Raw genomic sequence first — 13,532 nt, 5'->3', positions numbered from 1 at the left:
TCAATTAAACGACGGCGTTGTAGAACTGCTCGCTGCTCTTCTGCTCCACCAATGCCTGTTCGATCGCCGCCTGATGCACCTCATCGGCATGCTCTTCGCGGGCTTCCGGCTGGATGCCCAGGCGCGCGAACAGTTGCATGTCCTTGTCCGCCTGCGGGTTGGCGGTGGTCAGCAGTTTGTCGCCGTAGAAGATCGAGTTGGCGCCGGCGAAAAACGCCAGGGCCTGCATCTGCTCGTTCATGGCTTCGCGGCCGGCCGACAAGCGCACATGGGATGTAGGCATCAGGATGCGCGCCACCGCCAGCATGCGAATAAAGTCGAACGGGTCGATGTCATCGGCGTTTTCCAGCGGCGTACCGGCCACCTTCACCAGCATGTTGATCGGCACCGACTCGGGATGCTCCGGCAGGTTGGCCAGTTGGATCAACAGGTTGGCGCGGTCGTCGAGGGACTCGCCCATGCCGAGAATGCCGCCGGAACAGATCTTCATCCCCGACTCGCGCACGTAGGCCAGGGTCTGCAGACGCTCGCTGTAGGTGCGGGTGGTGATGATCGAGCCGTAGAACTCCGGCGAGGTGTCGAGGTTGTGGTTGTAATAGTCGAGGCCCGCCTCGGCCAACGCGGCGGTCTGGTCCTGATCGAGCCGACCGAGGGTCATGCAGGTCTCCAGGCCCATGGCCTTGACGCCTTTGACCATCTGCAGCACGTAGGGCATGTCTTTGGCCGACGGGTGCTTCCACGCGGCGCCCATGCAGAACCGGGTCGAGCCGATGGCCTTGGCGCGCGCGGCCTCTTCGAGGACCTTCTGCACTTCCATCAGCTTTTCTTTTTCCAGGCCGGTGTTGTAGTGGCCCGACTGCGGACAATATTTGCAATCTTCCGGGCAGGCGCCGGTTTTGATCGACAGCAGGGTCGACACTTGCACGCGGTTGGCGTCGAAATGCGCGCGGTGCACGGTCTGCGCCTGGAACAACAGGTCATTGAAGGGCTGCACGAACAGCGCTTTGACTTCGGCTAACGACCAGTCGTGACGCAAGTGGGCGGTGGTGCTGGCGCTCATGGGCGGTTCCTTGATTATGCTTTGGCAAACGCTGCGGGCAGGCAATACCCACAGGCACGACACGGATGCTCGGCATATTTAAGGAAGATTCATGCACTGTCAACTTGGATACAAACACCAGGTTTACAACTGGTTAAAAAACGAACACACCTGTTTAATCTGCGATGAAACCACCGAATCAGCGCTTTGTGTGTGCAACGTCTGCGAAACCGAATTGCCTTGGCTGCTGGACCAGTGCGATGTCTGCGCCCTGCCCTTGCCGATGGAAGGGCTGACCTGCGGTCAATGCCAGAAAAAGCCGCCTGCGTTTAAACAGGTGATCGCGCCCTGGTCCTACAGCTTTCCGGTCGACAGCCTGATCAGCCGCTTCAAGCACCAGGCACGCTGGCCGTTGGGGCACATGCTCGCACGACTGCTCGCGCAGCATGTGCAGCACCGCTTCGACAACACTGACCTGACGCGCCCCGACTGCCTATTGCCAGTGCCCCTGGCCCGCAAGCGCTTGCGCGAACGGGGCTACAACCAGGCATTGATGCTTGCGCGCTGGCTCAGCCAAGACCTGGGCATCGCCCACGATGAACAGCTGTTGCTACGCCCCCATGAAACCCTTGCGCAACAGGCCCTCGACGCCAAAACCCGCCAGCGCAATCTGCGCGGCGCATTTGCCCTTTGCGCCGATGCCCAGGTGCAGGGCCGCCATTTTGCCCTGGTGGACGACGTGCTCACCACCGGCGCGACGGCCCATAGCCTGAGCCGCCTGTTGATCAGTGCCGGCGCCCGCCAGGTCGATGTGTATTGCCTGGCCCGCACGCCCAAGCCCGGCGGCTGACTTGACGGCGCTCGGTCTTGCCCGCAACGTTCGGTCGATCCCACTCAAGCGTATTGCCATGCCTTTGCCGACGCCCCTCAGCCAGCACATCATCCGCCGCCCCCAACGCATCGCGTTGCTGGCCCATATTGCCGAACAAGGCTCGATCACCCGCGCCGCCAAAAGCGCCGGTCTGAGCTACAAGGCCGCGTGGGACGCCATCGATGAACTGAACAACCTCGCGCAAAAGCCCTTGGTTGAACGCAATGTCGGCGGCAAAGGCGGTGGCGGCGCCAAGCTGACCGTGGAGGGCGAAAGGGTGTTGCGCCTATATCAGCGCCTGCAAGCGCTACAGGCCCAAGTGCTGGCCTCGGACGAAGCCGCCAGTGACTTCAACCTGCTCGGCCGCCTGATGCTGCGCACCAGCGCGCGCAACCAGTTGCATGGCCGGGTGGACGCCATTGAGGCCAAGGGCCGCAATGACCTGATCCATCTGCGTCTGGCCGGTGGCATGACACTCAAAGCGCAGATCACCCATGACAGCACGCAACGGCTGGAACTGGAACCGGGCGTGGAAACCGTTGCCTTGATCAAGGCCGGCTGGCTGGAACTGCTTGCGGCCGATCAACCCGCAACACCTGGAAACAATTGCCTGAGCGGCTTGATCGACAATGTTCTCGACGCCGACGACGGCCCCAGCGAAGTGCGCATCAGCCTGCCCAATGGCCTGGTGCTCTGCGCTTTAGCGCAGACCAACGCACTTGCCGCATTGGGCGCCACGGTCGGCCAACCGATCCAGGTGCAATTCGCGCCGAGCCAGGTGTTGCTGGGGACGCCGGTGTAAGCGGCAGCTTTCTTCAAACTGCAACAATTTCGTCACGGCGGCTGCTTAAGGTGTTGGCAAAAAGCACTCAAGGAGCCCGAGATGAGCCTGTTAGAAGAGAACCAAGCCACCGACCTCGAACAGATGGTCGGCTTGACCCGCCGCCGCTTTATCGGGGCCGGCGCCCTGTGCGGCGCCGCGATGTTCCTGGGCGGCAACCTGCTCAGCCGCAGCGCCCTGGCGGTCAATGCCGCCAACGCCAGCCCACTGCTGGGGTTCGACAGCATCGCCGCCGCCACCAGCGACACCATCAGCCTACCGCCAGGCTACAGCGCCTCGGTGCTGATCAGTTGGGGCCAGCCGCTGCACAAGAATGCGCCGGCCTTCGACCCGTCCGGCAACGGCACAGCGGTGGCGCAGGAGCAGCAGTTCGGCGACCACAACGACGGCATGAGCCTGTTCCCGTTCCCCGGCGACAACAACCGCGCGCTGATGGCGATCAATAACGAATACACCAACTATCGCTATCTCTACGCCCACGGCGGCGCGCCGCAATCGGCCGAAGAGGTGCGCAAGGCCCAGGCCAGCGAAGGCGTGTCGGTGATCGAAATTCGGCGCAAGGGCGACACTTGGCAGTTCGTTCAGGACTCACGCTACAACCGCCGCATCCACGGCAACACGCCGATTCGCCTGAGCGGCCCCGCCGCCGGCCATGACTGGTTGAAGACCAGCGCCGACAAGTCGGGCAAGAAAGCCCTCGGCACCTTCCAGAACTGCGCCAACGGCATGACCCCCTGGGGCACCTACCTGACCTGTGAAGAAAACTTCACCGATTGCTTCGGCAGCAGCAACCCGCAGCAAGCCTTCGACGCCGGGCAGAAGCGCTACGGCGTGGTGGCGGCCAGCAAGGACATCAACTGGCACCTGCACGACCCGCGCTTCGACATGGCCAAGAACCCCAACGAACTCAATCGCCATGGGTGGGTGGTGGAGATCGACCCGTTCGACCCGCAATCCACCCCGGCCAAACGCACCGCCCTCGGCCGTTTCAAGCACGAGAACGCGGCGCTGGCGCAAACCCGCGACGGTCGTGCTGTGGTGTACATGGGCGACGACGAGCGCGGTGAATTCATCTACAAGTTCATCAGCCGCGACAAGATCAATCACAAGAACCCCAAGGCCAACAAGGACTTGCTCGACCACGGCACGCTGTACGTGGCGACCTTCGACGCGGGCGACGGCAACGCCGATCATCCTCGCGGCAAGGGCCAGTGGGTCGAGTTGACCCACGGCAAAAACGGTATCGACGCCAGCAGCGGTTTTGCCAGCCAGGCTGAAGTGCTGATCCACGCGCGCCTGGCCGCCAGCGTGGTCAAGGCTACGCGTATGGACCGTCCGGAATGGATCGTGGTCAGCCCCACCGACGGCCAGGTCTATTGCACCCTGACCAACAACGCCAAACGCGGTGAGGACGGCCAGCCGGTGGGCGGGCCTAACCCGCGCGAGAAAAACGTCTACGGCCAGATCCTGCGCTGGAAGGCCAATGCCGACGACCACGGCGCCGACGACTTCAGTTGGGACCTGTTCGTGGTGGCCGGTAACCCAGCGGTACACGCTGGCGCACCCAAGGGCGGCTCGTCGAATATCAACCCGCAGAACATGTTCAACAGCCCCGACGGCCTGGGCTTCGATAAAGCTGGGCGTCTGTGGATTCTCACCGACGGCGACTACAGCAACAGCGGCGACTTCGCCGGCATGGGCAACAACCAGATGCTCTGTGCCGATCCAAACACTGGGGAAATCCGTCGTTTCATGGTGGGGCCGGTGGCGTGTGAAGTGACCGGCATCAGCTTCGCGCCGGACCAGAAAACCCTGTTCGTGGGCATTCAGCATCCGGGCGAAACCGGTGGCTCGACCTGGCCGGAGCACTTGCCCAACGGTAAGCCGCGTTCGTCGGTGCTGGCCATTCGGCGCGATGACGGCGGGATCGTCGGCGCCTGACACGGCCTTATCGGGGGCAAGCCCCCTCCCACATTTTGACCGGTGATTACCTTCAAAGGTGGGGGGAGCTTGCCCCCGATGACAATGGCACAGTCGCCCCCTATCTCCAGCCGCGTGCGTTACCATACCCGGCCGGACGCGGCGCCCTGCTGCGCGCAGGAGTTCGCATGGCCCACCCGTTTGAAACACTCACCCCCGATCTGGTGCTCGACGCCGTCGAAAGCATCGGTTTCCTCAGCGACGCCCGCGTGCTGGCGCTCAACAGCTACGAAAACCGCGTCTATCAAGTGGGCATCGAAGACTCCGAGCCACTGATCGCCAAGTTCTACCGGCCCCAGCGCTGGACCAACGAAGCGATTCTGGAAGAACACCGTTTCACCTTTGAATTGGCCGAGTGCGACGTGCCGGTGGTGGCGCCGCTGATCCATAACGGCGACAGCCTGTTCGAACACGCAGGGTTCCGCTTTACCTTGTTCCCCCGTCGTGGCGGCCGTGCGCCGGAGCCGGGCAATCTGGATCAACTCTATCGGCTGGGGCAGTTGCTGGGGCGTTTGCATGCCGTGGGCTCCACGCGACCGTTCGAACACCGCGAAGCGCTGGGAGTGAAGAACTTCGGGCACGATTCGCTGACTACGCTGCTTGAGGGCAACTTCATTCCCAAGAGCCTGTTGCCGGCCTACGAGTCGGTAGCGCGCGACCTGCTCAAACGGGTGGAGGAGGTATACAAGGCCACCCCGCACAAGAACATCCGCATGCACGGCGATTGCCACCCCGGCAACATGATGTGCCGCGACGAGATGTTCCACATCGTCGACCTGGACGACTGCCGCATGGGCCCAGCGGTGCAGGACCTGTGGATGATGCTCGCTGGCGATCGTCAGGAATGCCTGGGGCAACTGTCGGAATTGATGGACGGCTATCAGGAATTCCACGACTTCGACCCGCGTGAACTGGCCCTGATCGAACCCCTGCGTGCCTTGCGCCTGATGCACTACAGCGCCTGGCTGGCACGGCGCTGGGACGACCCGGCATTCCCCCACAGTTTTCCGTGGTTCGGCACCGAGCGGTATTGGGGCGATCAGGTCCTGGCCCTGCGTGAGCAACTCTCGGCCCTCAACGAAGAGCCGCTGAAACTCTTCTGAGTGCTTTTAATGTGGGAGAGGGCCTGCCCTCTCCCACACAAAGCAAACCTCATGACCAAGCCAGTCCCATTGGTTGACAAATATCCTTACAATCGCGCTTTGTTAGCTGCCTAAGCAAGGATTCCGCATGCACGCCGCCAACCCCCGCAAAGGGTACATTCTGGGCCTGAGCGCCTATGTCATCTGGGGCCTGTTCCCGCTCTACTTCAAAGCCATCGCCAGCGTGCCCGCCGCCGAGATCATCGTGCACCGGGTGCTGTGGTCGGCGCTGTTCGGGGGCTTGCTGCTGATGGTGTGGAAGCACCCCGGCTGGTTCTGCGAGCTGCGCGACAACCCCAAGCGCCTGGCGATTCTGGCACTGAGCGGTTCGCTGATTGCGGCCAATTGGCTGACCTATGTGTGGTCGGTCAACAGCGGGCGCATGCTCGAAGCGAGCTTGGGTTACTACATCAACCCGCTGGTGAACGTGCTGCTGGGCATGCTGTTGCTGGGCGAACGTCTGCGCCGCTTACAGTGGGTCGCCGTGATATTGGCCGCCGTGGGTGTGGCGCAACAGGTGTGGCAAGTGGGCAGCTTGCCGTGGGTCTCGTTGGCGCTGGCGTTGACCTTCGGTTTCTACGGGCTGATCCGCAAGCAGGCACCGGTCAAAGCATTGCCGGGGCTGGTGGTGGAAACCTGGATGCTGGTGCCGATCGCGGTGGCGTGGCTGCTGTTCAACCCCAGCGCACATAGCGCGCAACTGGCATTCTGGAGCACCTCCGAAGCCTGGTGGCTGGTGGCCGCAGGCCCGGTGACGCTGATCCCGCTGGTGTGTTTCAACGCCGCCGCGCGGCATTTGCCTTACACCGCATTGGGCTTTTTGCAGTACGTCGCGCCCACATTGGTGTTGCTGGAAGCGGTGCTGCTGTTCGGCGAACACTTGGCGCCGAGCACGCTGCTGGCGTTCGCTTTTATCTGGGCCGGCCTGGTTGTGTACAGCGTGGATGCCTGGCTGAGCGTGCGCAAACGCTGATCAAATAACGTACAAACCTCTGCAAGCCACAGCCTGTGTGGCTTGCAGCCATTCACCCCAAGGTTATCCACAACCTGGTCCCCGCCATTTGTGCACAAGCCATTGAAACTGCTCGTTTTTTGCTCAGCTGAGCAAGAGCCACGGCGGGCGTGGCCTGGCGAGGGGTCTCTACAGGTTATCCACAGGCCCATGCAAGATTTCCATGGATAACCCTGTGGCGATTACTCCTCGTGATGCAGCTCGACCATCAGGTCATCGGCCAAGGTTTCCAGGGAGGCTTGCAACGTCTCAAGGGGCAAGCTCGAAGGCACCTGCAACAACGCTTCGGCGTTGAACAACAGGTCCCCGCTCATCGGTGCTGGAGTTACGCCGGTACTCAGGCTTTCCAGGTTGACCCCCTGGCGGCTCAACAACGCCGTGATCTCACGCACGATCCCTGCGCGATCATTGCCCACCAACGTCATCACGATGGGTTTGGACGCCGGCGCCTGCGCGGTGCTGCCCTCGCCCACCAGCACGCGAATGCCGTGTGTGGATAAGTCCTCCAACGCCCCCACCAACGCCTGACGATTGTCTGCCGGCACACTTACCCGCAGGATCCCGGCGAACTCTCCGGCCATATGGGCCATGCGGCTGTCCAGCCAGTTGCCGCCCTGGGCGGCGATGGTCTGCGCGATACGTTCAACCAGGCCGGGTTTGTCGGCGGCGATAATTGTGAGTACAAGATGGTCCATGGCGAAGCCCTTTGGAAGTCAGCCTACAAGGTGGACCCAGGGTGCCGCGAAAACAAATCGTGTACCATTTTTATATTTATCTGGAACAATCCTGTAACTTTTTGAGAACATACCGTTCTCCGCTGTGACCGTACGACCAAAGTGGGTCGCTAAACGACGTATTTAGTCTAATTTTCACAACCGCAAGTCATCATGTAGTATGCCCATCCGAGCACTACATAATGAAAATCCGAAACAGCGCATAAGCTCCGCAGAGTGAGGCAAGCAATGACTGAACACGTTCAAGTCGGTGGCCTGCAGGTCGCCAAAGTCCTGTTCGACTTCGTGAACAACGAAGCCATTCCCGGCACCGGCATCACTGCCGATCAGTTCTGGGCCGGTGCCGATAAGGTCATCCACGACCTGGCGCCGAAGAACAAAGCCCTACTCGCCAAACGCGATGATTTCCAAGCACGGATCGATACCTGGCACCAGACCCATGCCGGCCAGGCCCACGACCCGGTGGCCTACAAAGCCTTCCTGCAAGACATCGGATACCTGCTGCCAGAAGCCGCAGACTTCCAAGCCTCGACCCAAAACGTCGATGACGAAATCGCGCGCATGGCCGGCCCACAGTTGGTGGTGCCGGTAATGAATGCCCGCTTCGCCCTCAACGCATCCAACGCCCGTTGGGGTTCGCTGTACGACGCGCTGTACGGCACCGACGCCATCAGCGAAGCCGACGGCGCCGAGAAGGGCAAAGGCTACAACAAGGTGCGCGGCGACAAGGTCATCGCCTTCGCCCGCGCCTTCCTCGACGAAGCCGCGCCGCTCAGCGCCGGCAGCCATGTCGACTCCACCGGCTACAAGATTGTCGACGGCAAGCTGATCGTCAGCCTTAAAGGTGGCAGCAACAGCGGCCTGCGCGACGACAGTCAATTGATCGGCTTCCAGGGCGACAGCGCCCAACCGATTGCGATCCTGCTCAAGCACAACGGCCTGCACTTCGAAATCCAGATCGACGCCAGCACCCCGGTCGGCCAGACCGATGCCGCCGGTGTCAAAGACGTGCTGATGGAAGCCGCGCTGACCACCATCATGGACTGCGAAGACTCCGTCGCCGCCGTGGATGCCGACGACAAAGTGGTGATCTACCGCAACTGGCTCGGTCTTATGAAGGGCGACCTGGCCGAAGAAGTGGCCAAGGGCGGCAAGACCTTCACCCGCACCATGAACCCCGATCGCGTTTACACCGGCGTGAATGGCCAGGACGTGACCCTGCACGGTCGTTCGCTGCTGTTCGTGCGTAACGTTGGCCACTTGATGACCATCGACGCGATCCTGGATAAAGACGGCAACGAAGTACCGGAAGGCATTCTCGACGGCCTGATCACCAGCCTGGCGGCGATCCACAGCCTCAACGGCAATACCAGCCGCAAGAACAGCCGCACCGGTTCGGTGTACATCGTCAAACCGAAGATGCACGGCCCGGAAGAAGCGGCATTTACCAATGAGCTGTTCGGCCGCGTCGAAGACGTGCTGAACCTGCCGCGCAATACCCTCAAAGTCGGGATCATGGACGAGGAGCGCCGCACCACGGTCAACCTCAAAGCCTGCATCAAGGCCGCCAGTGAGCGCGTGGTGTTTATCAACACCGGTTTCCTCGACCGCACCGGCGACGAAATCCACACCTCCATGGAAGCCGGCGCGATGGTGCGCAAGGCGGCGATGAAGTCGGAAAAGTGGATCGCAGCGTATGAAAACTGGAACGTCGATATCGGCTTGAGCACCGGCCTGCAAGGTCGTGCGCAGATCGGTAAAGGCATGTGGGCGATGCCCGACCTGATGGCGGCGATGTTGGAACAGAAAATCGCTCACCCGCTGGCCGGCGCCAACACCGCGTGGGTACCTTCGCCAACGGCCGCCGCGTTGCACGCACTGCACTACCACAAGGTCGACGTGTTCGCGCGTCAGGCCGAACTGGCCAAGCGCGAACGCGCCTCGGTGGACGATATCCTGACTATCCCGCTGGCGCAGAACACCGCTTGGACCGAGGAAGAAATCCGCAACGAGCTGGACAACAACGCCCAGGGCATCCTCGGCTATGTGGTGCGCTGGATCGACCAGGGCGTCGGCTGCTCGAAAGTGCCGGACATCAACGACATCGGCCTGATGGAAGACCGTGCCACCCTGCGTATTTCCAGCCAGCACATCGCCAACTGGCTGCGCCATGGCATCGTCAATCAAGCGCAAGTGATGGAAAGCCTCAAGCGCATGGCGCCGGTGGTGGACCGCCAGAACGCCGGTGACGCGCTGTATCGCCCTTTGGCACCGGATTTCGACAGCAACATCGCCTTCCAGGCGGCGGTGGAACTGGTGATTGAAGGGACCAAACAGCCTAACGGGTACACCGAGCCGGTGTTGCATCGTCGGCGTCGGGAATTCAAGGCTAAGAACGGCCTGTAAAAAGAAAAGCCCTGATCGTGAGATCAGGGCTTTTTCTTTGAAGCTTGGGCTGACCGCAATGGCGCCATCGCAAGCAAGCGCCCTCCCAGCGTGGGCGGATGTAAGGAGAAATCAGGACGCCATCCCCAACTCCCGCTTCACCAACCTCGCCAGTTTCACGCTATCAATCGGCTTGAGCAAAAAATCCACCACGCTCAAATGCATGGCATCAATGACATCCGGCGCTTCGGCGTCCCCGGACATGATGATGATCGGCAGCGCCGCGCGGGTGGATTCGCGCACTTGCTTGATCAGTTCCAGCCCGTTGCTGGGTTGCATGCGCAGGTCGGTAATCAACAAGCCGATGGAGCTGCTGGATTTCAACAAGTCCCACGCGCGCTCGCCACTGTCGGCGGTCATGCAGCGAATACCGTCCAGGCCCAGGATTTCCGCCAGCAACTCGCGCGCGTCCTTGTCGTCGTCGACAATCAACACGCGTTGTGGCGGCAGATCGGGCTCCAGCATCACGGCGCTGAGCGCCTCGCGCTCGGCATCACTCAAAATATCGTGGTCGGACATACGGTTCTCAGCGGTTCTAATCAATCTCCCAGCACTCGTCAGACATCTGCGGAAGGGCGAACAATGTGCACTTCGTCGGAAAGTTTGCCTAGTGGGCGTTCTACGGGGTTCGGACGATAAACATGTAGGGTTTTTCCCTAGCTCAGCGTCTTTTACACCGACCTAGACTTACGTCCAATGGGCACCCGCCGCGCAGGAGTCGACCATGCAGCTCGATAACGACAAAAAAACTGCGGTCACTGTTATGAGTAAAGCTGATGCCTTCGCCCAGGCGGGGAAAACTGCCGTGCTGCAAAATATCCAAGGCACGCTGCAGTTTCTACAACGCTTCCCGCCCTTCAACCAGATGGAAAACGCGCACCTGGCGTTTCTGGTGGAACAATGCCAATTACGTTTTTATGCCCCCGGTGACAGCATCCTCAAACCGTCGGGCGGGCCGGTCGAGCATTTCTACATCGTCAAACAAGGCCGCGTGATCGGCGAACGACCGGACACCACCGAGACCACCTTCGAAATCACCACCGGCGAATGCTTCCCCCTGGCCGCGCTGCTGGGCGAACGCGCCACGCGCACCGAGCACAAGGCCGCCGAAGACACGTTCTGCCTGCAACTGAACAAACCGGCCTTTATCAAGTTGTTCGCCCTTTCCAGCCCGTTCCGCGACTTCGCCCTGCGCGGCGTCAGCAGCCTGCTGGATCAGGTCAACCAGCAGGTGCAGCAAAAGGCCGTGGAAACCCTCGGCACCCAATACTCCCTCAACACGCGCCTGGGTGAATTGGCCATGCGCCACCCGGTCACCTGCAACCCGCATACGCCCTTGCGCGAAGCAGTCACGCTGATGCACGAGCAGCAAGTGGGCAGCATTGTCATCGTCGACGACAACAAGGCGCCTCTGGGGATTTTTACCCTGCGCGACTTACGCCATGTGGTGGCCGGCGGTGTCAGCGATTTCAGCCAGGCCATCGACGCGCACATGACCCAGGCACCGTTCTTTTTGACGCCGGACCACAGCGCCTTCGACGCCGCCATCGCCATGACCGAGCGGCATATCGCCCATGTGTGCCTGGTCAAGGACCAGCGCCTGTGCGGCGTGGTGTCCGAGCGCGATCTGTTTTCCCTGCAACGGGTGGACCTGGTGCACCTGGCCCGTACCATTCGCAACGCCCCGCGCATCGACAACCTGGTGGCGATTCGCGGCGAGATCGGCCAGTTGGTCGAGCGCATGCTGGCCCACGGCGCGTCGTCCACCCAGATCACCCACATCATCACCCTGCTCAACGATCACACTGTGTGCCGGGTGATCGAGCTGAGCCTCGCCGAAAAAGGTGACCCTGGCGTGCCTTTCAGTTGGCTGTGCTTCGGCAGCGAAGGCCGTCGCGAGCAGACGCTGTACACCGATCAGGACAACGGTATTCTGTTCGAGGCCAAGGACGCCTCCGAGGCCGCCGCGATCCGTGGCCGTCTATTGCCCCTGGCCCAACACATCAACCAGAGCCTGGCGCTGTGCGGTTTCAGCCTGTGCAAAGGCAATATCATGGCCGGCAACCCGGAGCTGTGCCTGTCGCGAGCCGAATGGGCGCGGCGTTTTGCGGCGTTCATCCGCGAGGCGACGCCGGAGAACCTGTTGGGTTCGAGTATTTATTTTGACTTGCGCGTGGTGTGGGGCGACGAGCAAGGCTGCGAGGTATTGCGCCAAGGCATTCTCGATCAGGTCGCGGATAACCGTCTGTTCCAACGCATGCTGGCCGAGAATGCGCTGCGCCAGCGCCCCCCGGTTGGGCGTTTCCGTGACTTTGTGCTGACCCGCAAAGGTGGCGAAAAAGCCACCCTTGATCTCAAGGTGCAGGGCCTCACGCCTTTCGTCGACGGCGCGCGCCTGCTGGCCCTGGCCAACGGCATTCACGCTAACAACACCCTGGAGCGCCTGCGCCAACTGGTGGTCAAGGAAGTCATCGAACCACTGGACGGCGCGGCGTATGAGGAGGCCTATCACTTTATCCAGCAGACCCGCATGCAGCAGCACCAACTGCAAAGTCGCGAAAACCAGCCGTATTCCAACCGCGTCGATCCCGACAGCCTCAACCACTTGGACCGGCGCATCCTGCGCGAATCCCTGCGCCAGGCCCAACGCCTGCAAAGCAGCCTGACCCTGCGGTATCAACTGTGAGCCTGTTCGCCTGGCTGCGCGCCGCCAAACCCCAGCTCGATGCAATCCAACAACGGCGCTTGGCGCAACTGCCCAAGCCTGCGACGCTGAGTGAAGGCGCCTTGCGCAGCCAACGCTGGGTGGTGGTGGACCTGGAAACCAGCGGCCTGAACCTCAACCGCGACCAGGTGCTGTCCATCGGCGCGGTAGTGATCGAGGATGGCGCGGTGGACTTCTCCCAGTTGTTCGAGCGCACCCTGCAACGCCCCGAAACCAAACTCAGCCCCAGTGTGCTGATCCACGGCCTGGGGCCCAGCGCCATTGCCGCCGGCAGCGATCCGGTGGAAGCCTTGTTGGACTTTATGGAGTACGTCGGCGACAGCCCACTGCTCGCGTTCCACGCGCCGTTCGATCAACACATGCTGAGCCGCGCACTCAAGGACAGCCTGGGTTATCGCCTGACCCACCCGTTTCTGGATGTGGCCGACATCGCCCCCCTGCTGTGCCCCGAGGCGCCAATCCGTGAGGCAGGGCTGGACGATTGGGTCAAACACTTCCACCTGGAAGTCGGCGAACGCCATCACGCCAGCGCCGACGCCTTGGCCACGGCGGAGCTGATGCTGATTTTGTTCAGCCGCGCGCGCCAGCAGTCAATCGATACACCGCTCGCGCTGCACACGCGGTTGAGCCAATGGAAACGCCGGCAACAGGCGCCATCGTTTTAATCTCATCTCCCCGACAGACGCCAATTGCGCCTATTCCACGCCTCTGACACAATCGCGAATAATTCTCGTTAGTTTAAA

At 61.6% G+C, this 13,532-nt stretch carries 11 protein-coding genes; 8 read left to right on the top strand and 3 right to left on the bottom strand.

The genetic code is table 11. The features are described from left to right. Positions 1 to 4 precede the first annotated feature (4 nt). Positions 5 to 1,060, bottom strand: a complete 1,056-nt coding sequence (bioB, locus tag FIV35_RS23520; protein ID WP_034101112.1) for a biotin synthase BioB — start codon at positions 1,058 to 1,060, stop codon at positions 5 to 7. 91 nt (positions 1,061 to 1,151) lie between these two features. Between bioB and FIV35_RS23515 the strand changes: the two genes are divergently transcribed. From FIV35_RS23515 to rarD, 5 genes are all read left to right on the top strand, one after another. Next, entirely contained in the window at positions 1,152 to 1,889 is a 738-nt protein-coding gene (locus FIV35_RS23515; RefSeq protein WP_034139575.1) for a ComFC family protein, read from the top strand. A 58-nt stretch (positions 1,890 to 1,947) separates the two neighbouring features. Beyond that, on the top strand, positions 1,948 to 2,712 hold the full coding sequence (locus FIV35_RS23510) for a TOBE domain-containing protein (RefSeq protein WP_034139576.1): 765 nt from the start codon (positions 1,948 to 1,950) through the stop codon (positions 2,710 to 2,712). 81 nt (positions 2,713 to 2,793) lie between these two features. Continuing rightward, the gene (locus tag FIV35_RS23505) at positions 2,794 to 4,692 is read left to right on the top strand and encodes a PhoX family protein (RefSeq protein WP_034139577.1); all 1,899 of its coding nucleotides are present in this window, start codon (positions 2,794 to 2,796) and stop codon (positions 4,690 to 4,692) included. 167 nt (positions 4,693 to 4,859) lie between these two features. Continuing rightward, on the top strand, positions 4,860 to 5,834 hold the full coding sequence (locus FIV35_RS23500) for a serine/threonine protein kinase (protein WP_034139578.1): 975 nt from the start codon (positions 4,860 to 4,862) through the stop codon (positions 5,832 to 5,834). Between the two features lie 127 nt (positions 5,835 to 5,961). Next, a complete protein-coding gene (rarD, locus tag FIV35_RS23495) occupies positions 5,962 to 6,846 on the top strand; it encodes an EamA family transporter RarD (RefSeq protein ID WP_034139579.1) in 885 nt (294 codons plus the stop codon). Positions 6,847 to 7,067: 221 nt separating this feature from the next. On the opposite strand, the gene FIV35_RS23490 is transcribed toward rarD, so the two are convergent. Further along, positions 7,068 to 7,580: a glycine cleavage system transcriptional repressor gene (locus FIV35_RS23490; protein ID WP_034139580.1), complete on the bottom strand. Its 513-nt coding sequence runs from the start codon at positions 7,578 to 7,580 to the stop codon at positions 7,068 to 7,070. Positions 7,581 to 7,847: 267 nt separating this feature from the next. On the opposite strand from FIV35_RS23490, the gene FIV35_RS23485 reads away from it, so the two are divergent. Then, the gene (locus FIV35_RS23485) at positions 7,848 to 10,025 is read left to right on the top strand and encodes a malate synthase G (protein WP_034139581.1); all 2,178 of its coding nucleotides are present in this window, start codon (positions 7,848 to 7,850) and stop codon (positions 10,023 to 10,025) included. A 111-nt stretch (positions 10,026 to 10,136) separates the two neighbouring features. Here FIV35_RS23485 and FIV35_RS23480 read toward each other — a convergent pair whose 3' ends face one another. After that, on the bottom strand, positions 10,137 to 10,583 hold the full coding sequence (locus FIV35_RS23480; protein WP_034115298.1) for a response regulator: 447 nt from the start codon (positions 10,581 to 10,583) through the stop codon (positions 10,137 to 10,139). 244 nt (positions 10,584 to 10,827) lie between these two features. Between FIV35_RS23480 and FIV35_RS23475 the strand changes: the two genes are divergently transcribed. Both FIV35_RS23475 and FIV35_RS23470 read left to right on the top strand, forming a co-directional pair. Continuing rightward, positions 10,828 to 12,750, top strand: coding sequence for a putative nucleotidyltransferase substrate binding domain-containing protein (locus tag FIV35_RS23475; RefSeq protein ID WP_034139904.1), 1,923 nt, complete (start codon positions 10,828 to 10,830; stop codon positions 12,748 to 12,750). Then, positions 12,747 to 13,454, top strand: coding sequence for a 3'-5' exonuclease (locus FIV35_RS23470; protein WP_034139582.1), 708 nt, complete (start codon positions 12,747 to 12,749; stop codon positions 13,452 to 13,454). The genes FIV35_RS23475 and FIV35_RS23470 overlap by 4 nt, the downstream gene beginning before the upstream one ends. Positions 13,455 to 13,532: the final 78 nt, after the last annotated feature.

This window comes from Pseudomonas rhodesiae (assembly GCF_007858255.1).
Taxonomy (GTDB): domain Bacteria; phylum Pseudomonadota; class Gammaproteobacteria; order Pseudomonadales; family Pseudomonadaceae; genus Aquipseudomonas; species Aquipseudomonas rhodesiae.
The sequence above is the reverse complement of the archived record's forward strand: the minus strand, read 5'-3'. Positions and strand labels throughout refer to the sequence as shown.

Bases quoted from the DNA above. Each gene is read 5' to 3' on its own strand.
- bioB (WP_034101112.1), bottom strand. From the start codon at position 1,060: ATGAGCGCCAGCACCACCGCCCACTTGCGTCACGACTGGTCGTTAGCC.
- FIV35_RS23515 (WP_034139575.1), top strand. From the start codon at position 1,152: ATGCACTGTCAACTTGGATACAAACACCAGGTTTACAACTGGTTAAAA.
- FIV35_RS23510 (WP_034139576.1), top strand. From the start codon at position 1,948: ATGCCTTTGCCGACGCCCCTCAGCCAGCACATCATCCGCCGCCCCCAA.
- FIV35_RS23505 (WP_034139577.1), top strand. From the start codon at position 2,794: ATGAGCCTGTTAGAAGAGAACCAAGCCACCGACCTCGAACAGATGGTC.
- FIV35_RS23500 (WP_034139578.1), top strand. From the start codon at position 4,860: ATGGCCCACCCGTTTGAAACACTCACCCCCGATCTGGTGCTCGACGCC.
- rarD (WP_034139579.1), top strand. From the start codon at position 5,962: ATGCACGCCGCCAACCCCCGCAAAGGGTACATTCTGGGCCTGAGCGCC.
- FIV35_RS23490 (WP_034139580.1), bottom strand. From the start codon at position 7,580: ATGGACCATCTTGTACTCACAATTATCGCCGCCGACAAACCCGGCCTG.
- FIV35_RS23485 (WP_034139581.1), top strand. From the start codon at position 7,848: ATGACTGAACACGTTCAAGTCGGTGGCCTGCAGGTCGCCAAAGTCCTG.
- FIV35_RS23480 (WP_034115298.1), bottom strand. From the start codon at position 10,583: ATGTCCGACCACGATATTTTGAGTGATGCCGAGCGCGAGGCGCTCAGC.
- FIV35_RS23475 (WP_034139904.1), top strand. From the start codon at position 10,828: ATGAGTAAAGCTGATGCCTTCGCCCAGGCGGGGAAAACTGCCGTGCTG.